Genomic DNA, 20773 nt, shown 5'->3' on the forward strand with positions numbered 1-20773 from the left:
GAATCGCGCTGGGCCCCAATGGCCGAGATGCCCTTGGTCAATAACTACCGAATTGCTGAGCGTTTGTCCATACATACGTCTATACTTATGTATAGTCGGCTCTGCGCGCCGAAGGTAACGCGATGTATCTCGGCCCCGGCTGCAAGATCGAATCGACGCGAACCGGACGCAACCGCCCCCGCGATCGCGGGCGGCGGCGACAGCCATTCGCCAGGAGACGAGGAGCATGAAGTGAGCCTCAATCGCCAATCCGTCGAGCCGAGCCGTCCCGGAATCAAGATCCAGGACGCCCAGACTGTGCACGAATTGCTGTGCTGGGGCGCTGAATTCTGGGCCAATCGCACACTCATCGTGTTCGAGGACGGGTCCACCTGGACCTGGGCGCAGTGCCTGGCAGAAGCCGGCCGGGCGGCGGGCGTGCTTGCCGCGCGAGACATCAGAGCCGGCGATCGTGTGATGGCGGTGCTGCCGAACGGCGCTGACTGGCTCCGAACCTGGTGGGGCGCAACGCTACTTGGCGCGGTATTCGTTCCGGTCAACCCCGCCTATCGCGGTCAATTGCTGATCGACGTCTGCGATACCGTCGACGCCGGAGTCATCGTGGTAGCACCTGAATACAGCGAACGCCTGGGCCCGGGCCACCTCCGGTCGAGCCTCGACCCCGGTTCGCTGCACGCCGACGCGATCCACTCCCCCGTACTCGACGATCCGCCGCGCCCCAACGACATTCATTGTCTGCTGATGACGTCGGGCACCACCGGACCGTCCAAGGCTTCAATGACTACCCACGCCCAAGTCCTCGATGTGGCCGCATGGATGATCGACGCAGCCCGACTCGACGAGCGCGACATTTTCTTGGCCGACATGCCATGGTTTCACCTGTCCTCGTTTGCGCCCGCTGTCCAGATGATGCGCCTGGGCGGTCGCATTTGCGTTCGCACGACCCCGAATCTGCGGCAGTATTGGCAAACCGCCAAGGCAACCGGTGCAACCTTTGCCATCGCACCCGGAACGGTCGCGCAGTTCCTGGCGTCGCAGCCGCTGTCGCCCGCCGACCGCGACCATAGCCTGCGATTCATGTTGTGCGCACCCTTGCCGCCCCACCCGGACCGATTCGCCCGACGATTCGGGTTGCAGGCCGTAACAACGGCATACGGCTCCACCGAAGCCAACCTCGTGCTCACACTAGGCCTCGACACGCCCGCAAAACCGGGCACTTGCGGGAAGGTGCGACAGGGATTCACCGTGCGCATTGTGGACGACCACGACTTCGAGGTGCCCGTCGGCGAGGTTGGCGAGCTGATCGTGCGCGCCGACCGCCCCTGGCTGCAGTCTCAGGGCTATGCCGGGGACGCACAGGCAAGCGTCCGTTTGTGCCGCAACGGTTGGATCCATACCGGTGACGCCTTACGCGTTGATTCCGATGGCTACTTCTATTTTCACGACCGCTACAAAGACGCCCTGCGGCGGCGCGGGGAGAACATCTCTAGCTTCGAAGTGGAGCGCGAGGTGCTCGCCTACCCTGGCGTCGCGGAGGCGGCCTGTGTGGCCCACCCGGGCGAGTTCGGCGGTGACGACGAGGTCAAGGTATTCGTCGTTCCCGCTGTGGACACGCGGCTCGACTTGGAAGACCTGCTGCACTTCCTGATCGGCCGAATGACCTACTTCATGGTGCCGCGTTATTTCGAGCTGATCGACGAGCTCCCGAAGACCCCCACGCAGCGGGTGCAAAAGCACCTGCTGCGCCAGCGTGGCAACGGCCCCCAAACATGGGACAGGGAGACGGCCGGTTATCGGCTCACCCGAACTGGGCTGACCACGACGCCCAAACCACCACGTGGTAGCTCAGACGGGATCGAAACCACTGATCAGCCAGTGCCCTCCGACTTTGTCGAGGGCGACCTTCACAGTTGAGGCGGTGCTGGACGGCGCCTCGTCACCGACGTTTACGGTCTGATTGACGAACAGCAGCACGGTGGCGTGGGACGCCGTTACTTTGACCTCCGCGACGGCGGCGACGGTGGCTTGCGTGGAGATCCGCTTCTGTTGCGCGCCTGGGATAATCACGTCATGAGTCAGCGCGGTGTAAGCATCCTTGAACCGCCCCGTCAGCAGTTCGATCGCCGCACCAAGTTGCTGGGCCGCGGTCGCGGGTTGGTAGGAAAGGATGGCCACCGCGCCCGTCTTGGCCGCGTCCATCGCCGCACCACTGGCATGTTGACTTTCCTGCAATGACGCCGCCTGATACCTCAGTGCTGCCGCCGCGCCGCCGAGCCCCAGGGCGAGCACCGGCAGGATTACCAGCGCTGCTACCCGCGCGAGTCGGGTGCGCGCCGGCGCCGTGTCCGCCGAGATTCGACCACCGTCGGCATCTCGGCGTTTGCGGCGGCGCCCCAGCCGGTGTCTGACCCAGGCGGTGGCCGTCGCGCCGTCGACCGCTACCGCTTGAACCGGGTCTGGTTCATCGGCATCCGCGCCCACCGACGCCGACGTCTTGTCTTCGACCGCAACGCTGCGGTGGCCAAATGAAATCATGGGACGAACTCCACATTCGAAACTTTGTCGCCCTGCGCGGTCCGTTGAACGGCCACCCGCATTCGCCACGACTTCGGTCGCGGCTCGGCGACGCCGGCGAGTGTGGTGTGGACTGTGACGGCGACCAGCACCTGCGCGGTATCACCGTCCAGGGACTCCAGACCGGCAGCGGTGGCACTGCTCACAGACTTGGACTGCGCCTGCTTAACCAACTCGATGAAAGGCGCTGAGCGACGCTGGAAGTCGTCGAAGAACCGTCCCATTGCCCCGTCGAGAATTCTCTTGACGTCCGCGTCGGCCCGCTGCCAGTCGATGGTCGTGAGGTTGACGACTTCACGCTCGCCGGCGGCCACGAACTGCGCTCGCTTATGCGTTTCTGCGCGGTAATGAATCAGCTGATGACCCGACCAGCCAACCAGGCCCGCGAGTGCGAGCACGAGAGCTACCGAGACCGCCAGCGCCTGTCGCGGTCCCCGCGGGACTTCCGATTCACCCCGCCCTGCATCGGTGGCTGCGTCGGGTTCGCAGTCCACCACCGCGTCGTCGCGGTCTGCGGTCACGACTTCGTCTGCGGTCTCGGCCGCCGCGGCTTCTAGCGCGTCGGCGGTAGCAACATCGATTGCCATGTTTGATCTTTCGGAGTGCCGGCAAGGTCTGACCGGGTGTACATCTGCCCGTCGGGTCCGATGTAGGTGCCTGTCGCGGGGTCGTATTCGACAGCCGCGATGGGCGGGGGGCTCGCCTGCGGGGGCGGTTGTGCAGGCGGCGCCGTCGAACCGGGCTGCTGGGGAACTGCCTGCCCCGTATACGTGGCGTTGGGGTCGCCTTTCCAGTTATAGCCCTCGTTGAGGGGAACGTACTGCTCGTCGCTCTCACACATCTTCACGGTGGGAGCCCGCTTGCCGGGACGCGTCACGCACGGCAGATTGCGAGCTCCGCGTACGTTGAACATCGCGTCTTGTGGGATACGGCAATACAGATCACCCGCCGGCGCGTCGGGGAAGTCGACGTTGCTGGGCGTCCGAATCTGCTGTGGCGGAAGGAATCCGGTGGTACACGGCGGCGGCAGGTTGATGTTGAGGTTGAAGTCGAGGAATGCCCCTCGGTAGGGCTGTTTGGTGTCTCGGTTGGCGGTGCTGATGCCCTGCATGATCTGCGTTCCGAGCGGGAACAGGACGAGCAACTGCTCGACGCTGTCCCGATAGGTCACTGCCACCTGTCCGACACTGACCAAATTGGCCAACACGACCGGCAGGCTCACGTTCAGTCGATCAATGAGCTGCTGGCCCGCCGTTGCCGCGGCCGGGCCAGTTTGCAGAATTCCGGCGACGTCGGCGTTGCGGTCGCGCAACTCACCGGTGATGGTGGCAAGATGCCGTGCCCACCCTTGGATGGCGTCGGAGGTGTCATTTTGGGTGTCGAGTACGGGTTTGCTGCGATCGATGAGCGCAGTCATTTCGTCGAGGTGGTGCTCAGCGTCGATAGAAAGCGTGGTAGATCCTCTTACGATCCGGGAGATTTCAGCCCCCAGGCCACCGACGGCAATCGCCGCTTCGTCGACGGCCACCCTGAGGTTGTCGCGTGGAATAGCTTGTAAACCAACGTTGGTGGCATCCAGAAGAGTGTTGATGTCGGGGGGAATCGTCGTGCGACTACGCGGGATGACGTCGCCGTCCTTCAGATCGGGACCCCCGACACCGCGTGGCAACAACGCGACGAACTGCTCACCTATTGCGGACTGGCTGTGCACCTCCGCGGTGAGGTTTGCCGGGATCCCGATGTCCGAACGCAGCGAAAGAGTTGCCGCCACGCCGGATTCCGTCAACCGCACCGCGATCACCCGCCCCACCTCGGTCCCGCGGTAGGTCACATTGCTGCTCTTGTAGAGCCCGGCCGATTCCGGAAGCTCGAGGATGACCTGATACCGGCCAATCCCGAACCAGCGCCCAGGCAGCTGCATATAGTCGAAAACCATTACCGCGCCGGCAAGCAGGGTTATAGCGGCGAACACCGCAAGCTGAATGCGAATTCTACGGGTCAGATTCACCTCAGTGTCCTTGTTCCCAGCGATAAGGCACGACAAGCGGATTGGTATGGGTGTACGGACTGGGCAGCTGGCCTATCGTGCGGCCCCACTGGATCTCGAGTTCGGTGAGGTTGCCCTCCCAACGGGTGCCGGTGAACAACGACGAGTCGATTCGGCTCAACGTGAGATCCACAATGGCGGTCAGATTGGCGTAGTCACCGCGCACCCATTTTTCCAGAGTCTCGTTGGGCCACGGCAGTGTAGCCAGCAGGCTCAGCGACCTGGTCAGCGCAGGCCCGGCGTCACCGAGCGAACGCAAAACCGGTCCAAGAGCGTTGATCTCATCCTCCAGCGCCGCATTGGACCGACGAGTGGCGTCGGCAACGAGCGCGTTGAACTTTCCGAGTTGGCCAAGAGCCTCGGTGAGATTTCCACGCTGGTCGGCTACCTCCGCCAAAGCGCCAGGGATGGTCTCAAGTGCCCGATCCAGCACCGGTCTTTGGGCGGCGATCTGTCCGACGAGGTTGTTGAGGCTACGGGTGGCTTCGATGATGTCGCCGGTCTGGCTGTCAACCTTTCCGGCGAACTCGTCGAGCCGGCCGATCAAGCTGCGTATATCGCCTTCGCGCCCGGCGAAACCAGTGCTCAGCGCCTCGGTGATGTCTTGAACCTGCCCCAGCCCACCGCCATTGAGCAGCATGGAAAGCGCAGCCAGTGTTTGCTCGGTGGACGGGTACGCGGCTCCGGCCGAAAGCGGTATCAACGAGCCATCGTGCAGCTGGCCGCGCCCCGGTTTGCCACTGGGCGGCGCCAGTTCTATGTGCAAGGACCCCAGCAGACTGGTCTGTCCCACTGTCGCGGTGGAGTCTTCCGGCAGTCGCACGCCCCTGTCGAGGCGCATTGTGACCAGCGCATGCCAACCCTGCCGCTCGATCTTGGTGACCTTGCCGACCGTCACATCGCCCACCCGCACCCGCGAGTTGGGCTGGATGTTGTTCACATCGGGAAGTTGCGCGCGCACAGTGAAGGCACCGGGTTCACTTCCGGCGGTGCCCGGAAGCGGCAGTGAGTTCAGGCCCTTCCACCCGCATCCTGACAGTGCCAGGACACCACAGACCGCCGCGACCGCCAGCACGTGGCTGCGTCGGTGCGCCAGGCGCCTCATGAACCCGCCCCCTCGGGCAGCAGCAGCCCCCGCAGCCCGGCGGCAGGGTCGCCCGGACGGGCCGGTATCCCGGGCAGTGGACTAGGGGATGCAATGGCTGCCGGTGCGGCCGGTGCGTCCGCACCCGCCGGCGAGGCCGGCTGTGGCGGAACATAATCGGGCCGCAGCCACGGTTCGGAGTAGGTGATCTCGTTAGGGCGCGCACTTGCTCCGACAAATGGATTGAACCCCACCGGCAGGAAGTTCCACTGTCGATTCTTGATGATGGGGGCCAGGTACTGTACGCAGAGTTTGGACGACTGGTCCGCGTTGAGTCTGGATGCAGCCTGAATCGCCCCGCAAATGAAGCTGATTGGGTTGGCGAAGTTGTTGATCGCCAGCGCGCCCGTGAGAGCTCCCTGAGCGGGTTGATAAATGTTGACGAAGTCCTGAAAAGCGTTCGGAGCCACATGCAGGGTCTGCTTGATGTCGTCAAGGCTTTCGGCCAACGCCTTACTGATCGATGCCACTCTGTCGGTCGCGGTGCCGAGTCCTTCTCGGTTCTCGGTGACGAATTGCGCGGCCTCTCCGACGACGGTGTTGATATCGCGTGCGGCATTGGCGATTTCGTTGGGGTCGTTGGCCAGTAGGCCGGTGACCGCGTTCATGTTGACGTTGAGTTCTCGCATCAGGTCGGTGCTCGTGGACAACGCCGAAACCAGCATTGACAGATTCTTGACGGTGCCGAAGATGTCCTGACTATGGTCACCAAGCACGCTGAATGTCTGGGAAAGCTTGATCACGGCCTCGCGGATGTCCACACCTTGCCCACGTAAGTTGTCGGCGGTGGTGTTGACATAGGCGCCCAGAGTGCTGACTCCACCGGGGTAGGTGGGTTGCAGAGTGTCAGTTAACCGCTCGAGTTGGCGGCGCAGGTCGTCCCACTCGACTGGCACCGCGGTGCGGGTCTGGGGAATCACGGTGCCGTTGCGCATGATTGAACCACCGGCATAGACCGGGGTCAGCTGGATGGCACGAGCGGTGACCAGCGACGGCGACAAGATCACCGCCTTGGCATCCTCGGGCACCGGGACGCGGTCGTCGACCCAGAAGCTAATCTTGGCAGCGGTAGGCTGGGGTTCGATCGCGTCGATCTTGCCCACCGCGACGCCGAGTATGCGCACTTCGTCACCAACGAAAACGCCGTTACTGTTGGCGAAATAGGCGACCAGGTTGATGCGACCACTCCGTTGCACCGTCGACCAAATGACAGCGGCGGCGGCGATCACGACGCACATCGTCGCGGCCAGCGCAACGCGGGCGGTGCTGCGTGCGATCACGGTGTTCCCCCATGTGTTGCCGCCGATCCGCCTGGAGCTACCGATGCAGGCTCCTGCGATTCACCGGGAGCCAGGACCTTGGTGGGAACCGTCGCCGGCGGCGTGCCAACGCTGTTGCGGTCCAGCGGCGGCGCCGGTGGACCCGGCGGCGGGCCGCCGGGAGGTGGCGCCGGCAGCGGTTCGCGATAGGGGTAGCGGGGATCGCCGGGGTTGCCGGTGATGGCATCGGGCAGAGTCGTCGCAGGTTCTCCGCCCTGACCGGTGCGCGGAAACGGGACCGGCAGCGGCGGCGTGCCCGGTTGTCCCAGCTGCGGATCGACTCGGTCCGACGGGGCCAGCGTATGGGGATCGAGCCCAAGGTCGGAGAAGGCAGCATCGACGAACGGCTGGACAAATTGACCGGGAAGCAGATTGGCTATGTAGGCCTTGAAGAACGGGCCCGAGGACAGCGATTCACCCAATGACATTGCATACCTATTGAGCAGCGGGATTGCTTGCTGTATCCGATGCTTTCGGTTGTCCACGATCGCCAGAACCCCGTTGAGCTTTTCTATCGCACCTTTAAACGTGGCCTTGTTCTCGTCGATGAATCCTCTGATCTGTTGCGCGACAGCCGATATGTTGGCAGCGATCTGGTCCAGTTCCGCACTTTGGCTGCGCAGCTGGAGCAACAACGAGTTGGCGTCGGCAATCAATCCAACGACGCTGTCGGTGCGCTGCGACAAGACCGAGGTCACCTTGTTGGCGTTGGCCAATAACGTGCGCAGCTGCGCGTCACGCCTATCCAACGTCCCGGAAAACCGGGCTACGCCGTCGACCGCTCGCTTGATGGCCGGCGGAGTATCGGCAAATGTCTCGGCCAGCACGTGCAGGGAATCCGAAACCTGACCGGTGTCCAGGCCGCTGATGGTTACCGACAAGTCACCCAGTGCGTCGGGCAGCTGGTACGGAGAGCGCGTACGTTCCAATGGAATCGGGCCGCTGAGGTCACCACCGCCGCGCGGGGTGATGGACAAGATCTTGGCACCTAGCAGTGACTTGGTCTTGATGGCTGCTTCGGTTCGGTCACCGAGATGAACTGAATCGTCGATGGTGAAGGTAACCCGCACCCGCTGGGCGTCCAGCGACACAGTCGATACCTGACCCACCCGAAGTCCTGAAACCTGCACTGCTGCACCGGATACCAAGCCGCCTGCTTCGGCGAAGTATGCCGAGTATCGCCTCGAGGAATCGACGAACGGAATCTTCGAGTAGTTCATCGTGATCAAGACTGCGGCGGCACTGAGCGCGACACCGACGGCGCCGACAGCTACCGGATTGCGTTCTGCGAAACGTTTCATCGAGGAGCGCACCTTCCGGTGGTCTGTCCGGCAACCTTGACGTAAACCGGTTGCCCGCCTTTACCATTGAGTTTTAGCACGATGTCACAAAGGTAGAAGCTGAAGTAGTCGCCGTAGAGGCCTTGCCGCGCCAGGATCTGGTATTTGTCCGGCAAGGTGTTCAACAAGTTGTCCATGTAGTCGTGATCGGCAACCACGATCGTTGCGGCCCGGTCTGTTTCATGCACGATCTGCCGAAGCCCTGGACGAGTCGCGCCCAGCAGTCTTGCGAGATTGCCGGCCGCGACGTCGGTGTAGGCGATCGAGTTGGTGATGTCCGTCTTGTGCTCACGCAGGCTGCCCAGCAATTGACTCAACGCATCCACAGCCTTGCCGAACTGGGTGTTCTGGTCACTCAGCGAACCCATCACGACGTTGAGATTGGTGATCACCTCACCGATCAGCTCGTCACGGTCGGCAAGGGTGTTAGTCAAGGCAGCCGTCTCGGTCAAAAAAGAAGCAATGGTGCCGCCTTGTCCCTGGAAAGCCTGGATCAGCTGACCCGACAAGGCATTGATCTGATCGGGGTTCAGGGCGCGAAATAGCGGCCGGAAGCCCCCAATCAGCGCATCGAGATCGAGTGCGGGCGAGGTGTTGGCCATTGGCAAGGTGTCGCCCGGTCGCAGCTTTTCCGTGCCTGCGGCGCCTTGCTCGAGAGCTAAGTAGCGCCCGCCGATCAGATCGTCATAACGGATGATCGCACGGTCGCTCTTGGTCAGTTGTACCGTGGGGTCAACGTTGAATTCCGCGATGACTGTGGCATCAGGTTGTATGCGAATCTTTGTGACCTTGCCGACCTCGACCCCGGCAATACGCACGAAATTGCCTCCGGCCAAACCGGATACGTCGCTAAATTGGGCCCGGTATCCCACTTCCGGCTCAAATCGCAGTTGACCGAACACAACAAACAGCGCGAAGATGCCCAGCAGACAGACCACGGTGAATATCCCCAGACGCCACAGCGCGCGGGAAAGATGATCTCTCACCACGTACCTCTCTTCGGGTTGATGCGGTCCGCACTGCCTCGACGCGGCCGATTCACGGTGGGGGCGGGCCGGGTGTCGGCCGAACCTGAGCTGGTACCGGGGGCTGGAAGGGTTCGGCGCCGGGCGGAACCGCGGCAGGGTCCGGTGGCGGGGTGTCCGATGGAACACCGGGAGGTAGTCCCGGGTACAAGGGAGTTCCGTCTGGGTTGTACAGCGGCGCACCATACGCCGGGGCGCCGGGGTTGGGTGCGGGCCCGATCGCCGGACCGGGCAGCTGGCCCTGCACCGTGGGTGCCTGCGGAGTCCCGCGCGTCACCGGCAGGTAGTCAGCGTAGAAGGGGTGTCCGATTCCCGGATTGGGCCGCCAGTCCAATCCAGTGCCGAAGCCGGTATTGGTGACCAATTGCCGCACGGGCCAGTTGTTGTCGGCGATGGGTAGCGAACCGCATCCGGGCGCGCCGCCAGGACCGCCCTTCGCCGCGACGATCGGAAGATTGTCGGGGTATCGGTACGGATCGTCGCCGAAGAGTATCCCGGCGTCAACCAGGACCGAACTGCCGTTTGAACCTCCTGCAAAATCGTAGCCACCGTGGTCGAGCATCCATTTCGCACCCACCAGCATGCAGGTGTACTCGGGGTTGTACTTCAGCAGCAGGTCGATCGTGGGCTGAGCGGTGGTAACCGCGTTGACTAGTGTGTTCGCATTTGGGGCAAGTAACCCGATGCCGCTGTTGGCAAGCCCGATGACGTTGACCAACAACGCATCCAGTGACCTGGCATTGGCAGTGATGGTTTGGCTGGTCGCACTGGCAGCGTCCAGAATCGCCATCATGTGGCCAACGGCCGCGCCGTAGGTATCGGTCACTCCGGCGAATGCCCGCCAGTCGGCCTTGATGGTTTCAGACCTCGAATTGAGTTCCAGCAGTATATGATTCGCTGCCGTTGTGGCCCGACCGATTGCCGGTCCCTGTCCCCGTAAACCGTCAGCCAACGCGGACAACACCGAGTTCAGCTTCGCCGGGTCGACCTGCCGCAGAACTGCGGTAAGGTTTTGGAACACCGTGTTGACCTCGGTAGTCACATTCTGCGATGTCAGGACCTGGCCGGCGGTGAGGCGCTGGCGAACCGGGTGTTCCGGATAGATCAGGTCGACGTATTTGGCACCGAACGCGGTCGTGGCGCGGATTCTGGCTTCGACATTCGCCGGGATAAAAGGGACTTCGTCTGTGTCGATGAGCAATGTGAGCTGCGCTGCCTCGCCGCCACCGGTCACTCGGGCAACGCGACCGACCTGAACACCACGCATCTTGACCTTGCCGCCCGGCTCCAGCACTAGCCCCGTTCGGCTGGACGTCAGCGTAACCGTGACGGTGGACCGAAAGGACTGGGTGAACAGTTCGTTGGTAAGCACGAGAACACCGACGATGACAAGCAGCAACACAAGGGTCCAAGCGCCCTTGGGGAAGTGACGTTTAGGCTGCGGCATAAGTTATCTCGCTGACACTGCTCCGCGATGCGCACCCGGTGTCATTGCAGGCCTCGCTTACTGCGGCGCGCGCTGCGTTCCAGGAATCCGTAGCCGACCTCACCCCGCTCGTCGGTCAGCGCGACGATGCCCTCGACCATGATCATCGGATCGCCCTCCAAATCCCAGTCCACGCCGTTGAAGTTGTCGTTGGCCTCCGTGATCGTGATGGGCAGTGCGTGAATTAACTTGGCGTGCAGTGCAATAGAGCCCGCGCTGGTTTCAATCGTCAGTTTCTGCTCGTGCGGTGCACCGTCGAACGAGGCCAGCGGTAGCACGTCGAAGCCGGTCACCGACGCTTGTTCCCCCGGTGTCATGGTCACGCCCATGGTTTGTGCTCCGGAGTCCTCGCGAACGATGGTGACCGCATGGACCACCCGACCGGAAATCTCACCGACCAGAAACGCGTGACCAACCCACGTCTGGAAACTGCGCGCGCCACTGGAATGGTCCTTGAACCCCACGCCGTCCAGGGGGTAGGCGTGGTCGTCGATCCACAGCGTCCCGGTCGTTGCGCTGGCCTGCTGAATGTGCCCCGCAGAAGCGAAGTCGTGTTGCCACGAGACACCGTCGTACATGTCCCAGACGGGTGCCAACGGCGTGGCGCTGAGCTCCCAGCGCAGACGCACCGACGGCGCGGAGCTGCCACGTGAAGCTCGGGTCAGCGATTCGGTATCGCACAGTTGGCCCACACCGTCGAACGTGGCTGCCCATCCCTGCGTGGTAATCGTCAGGTCCAGTTGATCGCAGGACAATCCGGCCGCGTTGCGATTGCGACACCAGAAGCGGTCGACCGCCAGTTTGTTGTCCGGCAGGTACGCCGCAACATGCACCCACCACAGGTCGAGGTCTTTTCGGAACCGGCCCGCGTGGATATAGACACCAACTCCGGCCGACGGACTCCAGCAGGTGTGCCAACGCGTCTCTCCCCACAGCGCAGTGAGCCGGTCCACCATGGCGTTGGGATCGGCAGGCGTACTCGGCGGTGGTGTCATTTCCGTTTCACCAGTCCGCTCCTGGGCGTTTCGCAGCGAGAGCCCGCTGCCGCTTTCTGGTAGGTCATCCATCCATCATCCCGAGAGGTTGAAGTTGCCGGATTGCCCGTAAATGGCCAGGCAGGACAGCATCGTTACGGCCGACGCGGCCACCAACGAAGTGCGCACGGCGCGGCCAACCGCCTCGCCGACGCCTGCCGGCCCGCCGGTGGCGTTGTATCCGTAGTAGGTGTGCACCAACATCACCACGGCGGCCATCAACAGGGCCTGCAGGAACGACCACAATAGGTCGTCGGGATTGAGGAATGTATTGAAATAGTGGTCGTAGACACCGGTGGACTGGCCGTAGATGTAGGTGGTTCCGACCCGAGCCGACAGGAAAGACATCAGGACCGCGATGCAGTAGAGCGGGACCACCACGATCATGCCGGCGGCCAGCCGGGTCGAGGCCAGGTAGGCGATCGAATGGATACCCATGGCTTCCAGCGCGTCAATCTCCTCGTTGATGCGCATGGCCCCGATCTGTGCGGTGGCGCCCGCTCCAATGGTGGCAGCCAGCCCGAACGCGGAGGTCGCCGGAGCAAGCAGGCGGACGTTGGCGAAAGCCGATGCGAATCCAGTCAATGCCTCCACACCCACGCCCGCCAAGGTGTTGTAGCCTTGCACCGCCACCAGTGCGCCGGTGGTGACGGTGAGGAAGCCGACGATCACGACCGTGCCGCCGATAATGGCCAAAGCTCCTGTACCCAAACTCATTTGGGCGATCAGTCGCAGAACCTCGGTTCGGTAACGCCGAAGCGCTTCGGCGGTTGCGCCAATGGTCTTGGCGTAGAACTCGGTTTGCCCGCCGATGCGGTGCCATGTCGCCAAGGCGCCGCGCCCTGCCCGACGCAGACGCGGAAAGGTCGACCGCGGAATGTAGACACTCATCGAGTCATCTCGATTCCGACGGCGGTGGCGAGGATATTGATCAGAAACAGGGCCATGAATGTGTAGACGACGGTTTCATTGACGGCATTGCCCACCCCCGCTGGCCCTCCCCCGACGGAAATGCCTTTGTGGCAAGCGATCAGGCTTGCGGCCAGGCCGAAAAGCGGCGCCTTGACCAGTGAGATGATCAATTGTGGCATCCCGGTTATCAGCGTCAGGCCCGCGACGAACGCTCCGGGCGTGACGTGCTGGAAGAACACCGAGAAGATGAAGGCGCCGACTAGCCCGACGATGGTGACCAGGGCCGAGAGCATGAGTGCGACGAACGTGGCCGCCAAAACCCTTGGTACAACCAACGTCCGAATCAGGTCGACCCCCATCACCCGCAGCGCGTCAAGTTCCTCGCGGATGGTGCGCGCCCCCAAGTCTGCACACATCGCCGTGGCTCCGGCTCCCGCGACAACGAGCACGGTGACGATCGGCCCGATCTGCGTGACAGTACCGATCGCTGCAGCGGTGCCAGAGAAATCGGCAGCGCCGAACTCGATCAACAAGATGTTGAGGGTGTAGACGTTGAGCACCGTGAACGGGATCGCCAACATCAGTGCGGGCGCAATCGAGACGCGGGCGACGAACCAGCTCTGCAGGAGGAATTCGCGCCACGCGAACGGTCTTTGCGGTACGGCGAGCAGCGTATCGATCGCCATCGCATAGAAGCCGCCGACCGCGCGCACCGGCCGCAAGGCGACAAGCGTTGCGTTCAACAGCGCCTCCTAAGCAGAGCATCGACAGTGCCGACGAGCGAAATCCGTTGTAGTATGACACACGTATACACAGCTGTATATACGCGTGATTAGATAGCAGTAAGCCGCTTGCCAAGCACGCGTGTCCGCGACGGTCCAGATGGCTACCACTCCTGATTGAGCACGTGTCTAGACACTTAGACGGATCGGCTATCGGCGTTGTTTCCGCAGGTAGTACACAAGAAGCGGACAGTCGTCCGCGCCGAGAACGACGGCATGCGCTGCGAACGCTGGTAATCTGGCGTCGCCGTTTGCCGTCAGGAAAGGGATGCTGCTTTGCCTAATCCACCTGACGCCAGGCGCGATTTGGCCGCGGCGCGCTTGGTCGACCGTCCGCGTATCCGCACCGGGGCAAGCGAGACCGAACTGGCAATTTTCAGGGCCACCGAGACCCTGTTGGAACAACGGCCATTCGCGGAGTTGAGCGTGGCCCAGATCTTAGAGGGGGCGGGCCTGTCCAGGGCCAGCTTCTATCACTACTTCAGCTCCAAGCTGGGTGTGGTGGCGGGCCTGCTCGTCAACGTCATGGACGAGGTGTTCGCAGTCGCCAGCCCCTTTTTGACTCGGCCAGCTATGACGATGGTGGAGTCGCTGCGGGTCAGCATCAACTCGGCACTGGAGCTTTGGGGCACGCATCGCGTCCTGCTGCGCGTCGTGATGGAACACTGGCCGGCGTCCCCAGAACTCGAGATCCAGTGGCAGGGGGCCATGTCGCGGTTCGCCGACGCGATCGCCGCTGAGGTCGACGCGTTGCGAGAACAGGGTGCGCTACCGCCCGGGTTGCCAAGCATCGAACTCGCTCGCGCGCTGGTGTGGAGCACCGAGCGCTGCCTGTATATCGCCGGGCGCGGCAACGAACTTGAGCTGCCTGGAGAACAGGCATGGTCCGATACCCTCGTGACGCTATGGGCCGGTACCTTGCAGCTCGGAAGCCCGCAATCGTAGGTGCCGAAGACCCGCACTGCTGAACCGGCACCTCAATTCCGGTTCAGCAGGTCTTTGGCGATGGCGCGAATCTGGATCTCATCGGTGCCGCCGTAGATCTGCAACACCTTGGCATCGCGGCACAGTTGCTCGACATGATTCTCCGCCATGTAGCCGTTGCCGCCGTACACCTGGACCGCTTCCAGCGCGACGTCCATTGCCGCTTGCGCGGCATAGAGTTTCACAGCCGAGGCCTCGGCCAAAGTGGGCCGCGCCCCGGCGTCGGCCATCGCCATGTATTGCAGCACCAGGTGCTCGATGTTGAGCCGGGCCACCTCCATCTTGGCCAGCTTGAGTTGAATCAGTTGGTAGTCGCCAATCGGGCGACCGAATTGAACGCGACTGCGGGCATAGTCGATACATAGCTCGAGGCACCGCTCGACGATTCCCAGTGCCGTGGCGGCCACGCTGGCCCGCTCCATGGCGAAGGTCGCGGTCGCGCTCTTGTCCTTGGCGCCTTCGCCACCGCGGATCGGCCGATCAGGACCCCGCAACAATCGGTCTTCTTGCACGAAGACATCTTGCAGCTGAAACTCCCCGGTAGGCGAGGAGTGTTGACCCATCTTGCGCAGCGGCTTGCTTTGATACATGCCCGGCATGTCCCGGTCGAGGACAAAAGTCAGGATGGGACGATGGCGCGGCGACACCTCGGCGCCATCATCAAGCTTGCAGATGAAGACCAAGGTATCGGCGTATGGACCGTTGCTGATGAACGTCTTACTGCCATTGAGCAGCCAGCCCCCGGTCACCGGGCGGGCCGTCGAGCGCATCGACCCGAACGCGTCGGATCCGGACTCCGGCTCGGTAATGGCCCATGCCCCAATCTTGTTCAGGGTAAGCAAGTCTGGCACCCACCGCCGTTTCTGCTCTACGGTGCCACCGCGAAGGATCGCCCCCGCGGTGAGGTCGATACTGGTCCCCAGCGCAACAGCGATTCCGGGACAGTACCGGGAGAACTCGATGAGCGGAATGAGCTTCTCCGCCGCGAAACGAGGAGGCATTTCTCGTCCGCTCATCGACGCCTCGAACCGCTCCATAGCGGCCGTACCAACGCCGAACTCGTCGTAGAACTGGCGCAGAATGTCGTACGGCGGCAGGCCCTCGAACTCCAGTGCCTCGCGCTTGGGCGCCACCTTGGCCTCCACGAACCGACGCACCGCGTGGCGGTACATCAGTTGTTCTTCGGTCCAGCACAGCATGTTTGGTCCTCTTCCGTAGTTGACGTAAGGCTTCCGTAGTTGACGTAAGGCTTCCGTAATTGATGTAAGGCCTGTGCCGCCGCGGGGGCTGCCGGCCGGGTTGGGTACTGCCCAAAGTCGGGGACTAGGGGGTGTGCCGAGGCGGGCTAAAGCGGAGCCAGCGGCCAAAGCTGGGCGGTCGCGAGAAGCTGACGGCCTGTCCATTCGGTCAGTTGTGTCGCCGAGCCCAGCAAAAGGTCAAGAACGCGGCCCCGACGGTAGTAACGGTGAAACGGGTGCTCCCAGGTGAAACCAATCCCGCCCAGCACCTGAAGGCAGTGCTGGTTGGCAATGTCGACCGCTATTCCTGCGTGCACCTTGGCCATCACCGACGCATTCGGGTGTGGGTCGCTCCACGCCGCTGCGGTAGCCAGCCGCGCGCTCTCGGCGGCGACGAAAGTCTCCGCAAGACGGTGCTTGACCGCCTGATAGGAACCGACTTTGCGGCCGAACTGGGCTCGTGACTGTGCGTGGTCTACCGCCATCTGCAGCTGCGCGCCGACTAGACCGTTCATCTCCTCTGCCAAGAGCCGGCGCGCGAGTGCGAGAGCGTGTGCACACCGCTGCGCCGCGGTGTCACCGATCGCCAGCGGCTCGGCGCCGCCGATTGCGCATGTCGCGTCCACCCAGCACAGTCCGAGATCGGGATCGAGCCCCCGCAGCGGCCTGACCGTGAGCTCGTCACGTCGCAGCGCGACGACCTGGAGGCCGCCCGCCCGGGTCACGGCCATGACCGCACGGTCCACCCGATCGAGAGCGGTGGCGTACGTCAACGCGAGGACCTCGGACCCATCGCCGCGGGTCGGGCCGACGCGTGCGGGCGTCGGGAACAGCGCCGCGCACGGCTCTGCGACACCGGCGAGAACAGGTCCGGCCAGCAGCGAAAGCATTGCTGACGACTTGGCCAAGCGGCCTTGCTGTGCAAAGAGCGCGTGCGCTGCGGCCTGCGGTTCTTCCTCCCACAGTTCGTACCAGCCCGAGCGCAGCAGTCGATCGGGTACCTCGGCCGGTTCGCAACCTGCCAGTAGCAACGCGGTCGTGTCATGGAGCTGTTGGTCGACGACGGCATCCAACGAAGTGCTCACCTCTCTCGGGGAAGGCGGAGGAGGCGCTCAGCCACGATGTTTCGTTGAATCTCCGCGGTACCGCCATAGATCGACGAGGCGCGCGAATAGGTGTGGTCGTAGCGCCAGCGAGCGGCCACAGGACCGTCATTCAGCAGGATCAGCTGCGGTTCGAGCTTGAGCGCGGTGTCAAAGACCGCCTTCTCGGCAGTCGACAGCAAGATCTTGTCCACCGACGTGCCAGCGCCGACGTCGCAACCCGCCGCCGCGGCGTGGAAGGTTTCCCGCACTCGCAAGCGGAGTGCATGCAGGGCGACGTACGCATCGCCAACGTGACCAGCTGCGGGCGCACTGGCACCAGCATCGGCACCGGCGATAGCGTCGCGCAGTCGGGTATGCAGCCAGGCCTGCCGCTGCCACGCCAACACCCCACGCTCGTTGCCCAACACCTTTCGCACCACCTCGCCGCCGCCGTCCACCACACCGACGGTGCGCGCTTTCGGCACCTCGACCTCGTCGAAGAACAGCTCGGCAAACTCGTCGTCGCCCGTCATCGCGCGCAGCGGGCGGACCTGGACACCCGGCGAGTCCATGTCGACAAACAACGCGGTAACACCCCGAAATCCCGCGGAGACGTCGCCGGTTCGCGCCAGCAGCAGGCAACGTTGCGCGCCCATGGCATACGACGTCCAGATCTTCTGTCCGCTCACCACCCAGTGCGTGTCGGCATCGACCGCTCGGGTGCGCAAAGCACCGAGATCGCTTCCGGCCTCGGGTTCAGAGAATCCTTGGCACCAGACATCGGTACCGTCGAGCAGACGGGGGAAAAATTCGGCGACCAGCTCCGGGCTGCCGAACTCAAGCACCGCAGGCCCCAGTACTTCGATCAGGCTGCAAGCGAACGGCGGCGGGTAACCGGCCTTCGTCAGTTCTTCGCCAACGACACCGCGCAATAACACCGATCCGCCGAGGCCGCCGGCGTGGTCGGGCCACCCGTGTCGAGCCCATCTTGATTCGTACAAGAGTCGTTGCAGCGCACGGGCCTGACCGAGCTGCTCCGCTGGACTGTTTGCCACCATCCGCAACCCGTCGAGCTGCTCAGCCGCACCGGCAACCCAGCCGCGGAAATCCTCCCGAAACCGCAGCAGTTGCTCCCAACCGACGTCGCTGCTCACGCGCTCACCCGACTCGCACAGCACGCCCCCTGGCGCAATGTCTTCGTTGTTCGCAACGTTGCGTCTCCAGCACAGTCGGATAGCCGGTCGGTTCGAGTTGGCCTGGCACCGCCAAGCCGGGGCGGGTAACAGCACCACCCGCGTTCCGATGCGACGTTACTTATCAGATGGTAAGGCGTCAACACCCTTAGCATAGTCAAAACTACGCTATATCAAGGGTAAATCCCTCTCAAAACCGAGCATCGGCTTATCATCTAGTCAATTCAGGCAACCTGCAACGTCCCGCTCAGCGAGCCGGCTCCCCAGGAGATCGGGCCCCGTCCATGGCGATGGCGAAGTACAAGTCGGCGATCTCGCTGGCACTCGCTCGCCCGCCGGGCCGGTACCACCGCGCGGCCCACGACACCATTGCGATGAACGCGTAGCCGGTAAGGGTGGGATCCATCGGCCTCATGATGCCGGCCTGCATGGCGTCGTCCACCGCGTCGACGACGTAGTCGGTGAATCGCTGCTCCAGAGCGCGCAGCGCCTTGGCCTGACGACGTGGCAGACAGCTGGACAGCAGCGGCCCCTCCTGGAAAAACACCGTTACTTCCACGGGCATCTGGCGCACTAGATCCATGACGTCGTGCATCATCTGATGCAGTCGTCGATCGGGACTCCAATCGGGCGGGTGCCGCTGCACCCGCGCGTTTATCTCCTCGGCAACGTTGCTGTAAATCTCGTAAAGGATGTCGGACTTGGCCTGGAAATAGTGGTAGAGGGCGGGCTTGGTGAAGCCGAGCGCCGAAGCGATGTCGTCCATCGACGTTCCGCTGTATCCGCAGGCCATGAACAACCGCGCAGCCTCTTGCAGTACGCGGGACCGTCTTGAGGTTTTCTCCGAACTCATCGACACAGATTACCGAGTGGTAAATAGCTACGACGGCTTTGCAGCCAGGAGACACGCTGGGCCGGCCAGTCCCCAACCCACCGTCCCACCGCGGGTCGTCACGCCGGGGACTCGGATGGGAGGCGGATCGCGACCTCCTGCACGGCCGTAGCCACCACCGTGTTGCCTGGGCCGCGGACCTGCGCTGTCACCAAGCCGCGACCACCGGCACTCACCGGGGAACGCGACTCGATCAGCAACCACTGATCGGTCGTCACCAGGTCGTGGAACCACATGCTGTGCTGCGTCGTGGCGTACCGAATGCGCCTGTCGTCGGCGGCGTAGCCGTTCTCGACGAGCGCGGGTTCGAATAGATACAGATCACTGATCAACGCCACTATCCCGTGGTGGATGGCCGGGTGGGCGGGTAGTTGCCCCAGGGCTCTGAACCACAACCGCCGCACGAAAAACCCGTCCTCGCGGGTATCGAGGTAGCAGACATCAAAGGCCCCCGCGGGGATCGCTCGCGCCGGGTGCGGCAGACCGGGACGAGCACGCGGATCCGGTGTGGCGTCTCCCACGCCATGCCGATGCGACCAGGCACACGCATCGGGTCGACGAAAGCCGATCGCGGCCAAGGCAACCGGCACACCGTCTTGGCAGGCGGTCACGTCGCGAACCGCCGACGATTGTCCGTCGTGTGCGTGTCCAACCCGGTACTCGCAGACTGCGCCGCCGTCCCCCGGACGCAGGAACGTCACGCTAAGACTGCTCGCCACCAGGTGGTCGCCGACCGACTGGTAACCCGCGGTGAGCAATTGGGCAAGCGTTTGGCCGCCGAACATCCGGCCACCACGGGCATCGGTATGACACGACTGCCACGTGCGTTCACCGATCGCTGCTACGGCAAACACATCATGGACATCGGGTCGACGGTTCAAACGGTTCAACGAGCAAGAGTCCGTTTCGTTTTGCTCCGGCCGTCCGGCCACGACACGTCCTTTCGATGGCTGCCGGCAAATACTGCGTCGGGGCTTCTCAGACCCCGGCCCCGCCATCGCCGTCGGTGCCGTATTCCATCAATGCCAGTGCCAGCCGACGGTACCGTTTGGTCAGCTCATCGATGCCGATCGTGCCCGAGGGACGGTACCACTCCGGGATTGCGTTGAGCGCGGCGATCAGCGTGCGGCGAGCGTCGTCGGGATATGGAGTATGAAAGACACCTGCCGCCAGGCCGGCAGCGATGGCAGCGTCGAACAGGCCCACCACATCGGCCTGCCGGGTCGAGAGGCGCCGAGCGTAGTCGGGTTCGAGGTTGCGTATCTCGCGGATGAAAAGCAGGCTGTCGACGCGCAGCTTGGCGCGGTATTCAACCATGCTGTCCACCAGCACCAAGAAATGCTGCACCGGGTCGGTGGTCGAATCGGCCGAGTGCCGCTCAAGGATCTTGTGGAAACTGTCGATCGCCTCGTTCAGCACGCCGTAGAGCAGTTCCTGCTTGCTGGCGTAGTAGTGGTATAGCACCGACAGGCTCAAACCGGCCTCTTTGGCGATGTCGCGGATCGATACGGCGTGGAAGCCCCGTTCGACGAATTCGCGACGTGCCACCTCACGTAGCGTCGCCAAGCCTGCCGGGTTGTTTTTCAAGGCCCGCGCGGTCGTACGTGAACCCGCAAATCGCGCGGATTCGGATTCTGATGGGTCCTTCGGACTCATCGGCCACCGCCTCCTGCTGGTGTGCGAATGGTTCGCCGGCGAGCAAATGCACGGTGTGTCGC

At 63.3% G+C, this 20773-nt stretch carries 19 protein-coding genes; 2 read left to right on the forward strand and 17 right to left on the reverse strand.

Annotated elements, in window-relative coordinates:
• Positions 1–231 precede the first annotated feature (231 nt).
• On the forward strand, positions 232–1914 hold the full coding sequence (locus H0P51_RS21835) for an AMP-binding protein (RefSeq protein WP_180914945.1): 1683 nt from the start codon (positions 232–234) through the stop codon (positions 1912–1914).
• Here the strand turns inward: H0P51_RS21835 and H0P51_RS21840 are convergent.
• From H0P51_RS21840 to H0P51_RS21890, 11 genes are read right to left on the reverse strand one after another with little or no spacing between them, the layout of a single operon-like run.
• Positions 1846–2535, reverse strand: a complete 690-nt coding sequence (locus H0P51_RS21840) for a hypothetical protein (RefSeq protein ID WP_180914946.1) — start codon at positions 2533–2535, stop codon at positions 1846–1848. The genes H0P51_RS21835 and H0P51_RS21840 overlap by 69 nt on opposite strands.
• On the reverse strand, positions 2532–3161 hold the full coding sequence (locus H0P51_RS21845) for an Mce protein (protein WP_180914947.1): 630 nt from the start codon (positions 3159–3161) through the stop codon (positions 2532–2534). Before H0P51_RS21845 ends, H0P51_RS21840 begins: the two co-directional genes overlap by 4 nt.
• Positions 3128–4582 carry an MCE family protein gene (locus H0P51_RS21850; protein ID WP_180914948.1) on the reverse strand — a complete coding sequence of 485 codons (1455 nt, stop codon included), beginning with the start codon at positions 4580–4582 and terminating at the stop codon, positions 3128–3130. Before H0P51_RS21850 ends, H0P51_RS21845 begins: the two co-directional genes overlap by 34 nt.
• Before the next feature lies 1 nt (position 4583).
• A complete protein-coding gene (locus H0P51_RS21855) occupies positions 4584–5726 on the reverse strand; it encodes an MCE family protein (RefSeq protein ID WP_180914949.1) in 1143 nt (380 codons plus the stop codon).
• Complete coding sequence (locus H0P51_RS21860; protein WP_425489086.1) at positions 5723–7042, reverse strand: MCE family protein; 1320 nt, start codon at positions 7040–7042, stop codon at positions 5723–5725. Before H0P51_RS21860 ends, H0P51_RS21855 begins: the two co-directional genes overlap by 4 nt.
• Positions 7042–8385 carry an MCE family protein gene (locus tag H0P51_RS21865; protein WP_180914950.1) on the reverse strand — a complete coding sequence of 448 codons (1344 nt, stop codon included), beginning with the start codon at positions 8383–8385 and terminating at the stop codon, positions 7042–7044. Before H0P51_RS21865 ends, H0P51_RS21860 begins: the two co-directional genes overlap by 1 nt.
• Positions 8382–9410 (reverse strand): MCE family protein, encoded by a 1029-nt coding sequence (locus H0P51_RS21870; RefSeq protein ID WP_180919150.1) that lies wholly within the window; start codon positions 9408–9410, stop codon positions 8382–8384. Before H0P51_RS21870 ends, H0P51_RS21865 begins: the two co-directional genes overlap by 4 nt.
• A gap of 52 nt (positions 9411–9462) precedes the next feature.
• The gene (locus H0P51_RS21875; RefSeq protein ID WP_180914951.1) at positions 9463–10896 is read right to left on the reverse strand and encodes an MCE family protein; all 1434 of its coding nucleotides are present in this window, start codon (positions 10894–10896) and stop codon (positions 9463–9465) included.
• 41 nt (positions 10897–10937) lie between these two features.
• Positions 10938–12002, reverse strand: a complete 1065-nt coding sequence (locus tag H0P51_RS21880) for a hypothetical protein (RefSeq protein WP_180914952.1) — start codon at positions 12000–12002, stop codon at positions 10938–10940.
• Between the two features lie 3 nt (positions 12003–12005).
• Positions 12006–12860 carry an ABC transporter permease gene (locus H0P51_RS21885; RefSeq protein ID WP_180914953.1) on the reverse strand — a complete coding sequence of 285 codons (855 nt, stop codon included), beginning with the start codon at positions 12858–12860 and terminating at the stop codon, positions 12006–12008.
• The gene (locus H0P51_RS21890) at positions 12857–13567 is read right to left on the reverse strand and encodes an MlaE family ABC transporter permease (protein ID WP_180919151.1); all 711 of its coding nucleotides are present in this window, start codon (positions 13565–13567) and stop codon (positions 12857–12859) included. Before H0P51_RS21890 ends, H0P51_RS21885 begins: the two co-directional genes overlap by 4 nt.
• Positions 13568–13939: 372 nt before the next feature.
• Between H0P51_RS21890 and H0P51_RS21895 the strand changes: the two genes are divergently transcribed.
• Positions 13940–14608 carry a TetR/AcrR family transcriptional regulator gene (locus H0P51_RS21895; protein WP_180914954.1) on the forward strand — a complete coding sequence of 223 codons (669 nt, stop codon included), beginning with the start codon at positions 13940–13942 and terminating at the stop codon, positions 14606–14608.
• 32 nt (positions 14609–14640) lie between these two features.
• Here the strand turns inward: H0P51_RS21895 and H0P51_RS21900 are convergent, their stop codons facing one another.
• From H0P51_RS21900 to H0P51_RS21925, 6 genes are all read right to left on the reverse strand, one after another.
• Entirely contained in the window at positions 14641–15846 is a 1206-nt protein-coding gene (locus H0P51_RS21900; RefSeq protein WP_180914955.1) for an acyl-CoA dehydrogenase family protein, read from the reverse strand.
• A 146-nt stretch (positions 15847–15992) separates the two neighbouring features.
• Positions 15993–16970, reverse strand: coding sequence for an acyl-CoA dehydrogenase family protein (locus H0P51_RS21905; protein ID WP_180914956.1), 978 nt, complete (start codon positions 16968–16970; stop codon positions 15993–15995).
• Positions 16967–18124, reverse strand: a complete 1158-nt coding sequence (locus H0P51_RS21910) for an acyl-CoA dehydrogenase family protein (protein ID WP_180914957.1) — start codon at positions 18122–18124, stop codon at positions 16967–16969. Before H0P51_RS21910 ends, H0P51_RS21905 begins: the two co-directional genes overlap by 4 nt.
• Before the next feature lie 286 nt (positions 18125–18410).
• Complete coding sequence (locus H0P51_RS21915; protein WP_180914958.1) at positions 18411–19016, reverse strand: TetR/AcrR family transcriptional regulator; 606 nt, start codon at positions 19014–19016, stop codon at positions 18411–18413.
• A 98-nt stretch (positions 19017–19114) separates the two neighbouring features.
• On the reverse strand, positions 19115–19945 hold the full coding sequence (locus H0P51_RS21920; RefSeq protein ID WP_180914959.1) for an acyl-CoA thioesterase: 831 nt from the start codon (positions 19943–19945) through the stop codon (positions 19115–19117).
• An 88-nt stretch (positions 19946–20033) separates the two neighbouring features.
• Positions 20034–20603, reverse strand: coding sequence for a TetR/AcrR family transcriptional regulator (locus tag H0P51_RS21925; RefSeq protein ID WP_180914960.1), 570 nt, complete (start codon positions 20601–20603; stop codon positions 20034–20036).
• Positions 20604–20773: the final 170 nt, after the last annotated feature.

This window comes from Mycobacterium vicinigordonae (assembly GCF_013466425.1).
Taxonomy (GTDB): domain Bacteria; phylum Actinomycetota; class Actinomycetes; order Mycobacteriales; family Mycobacteriaceae; genus Mycobacterium; species Mycobacterium vicinigordonae.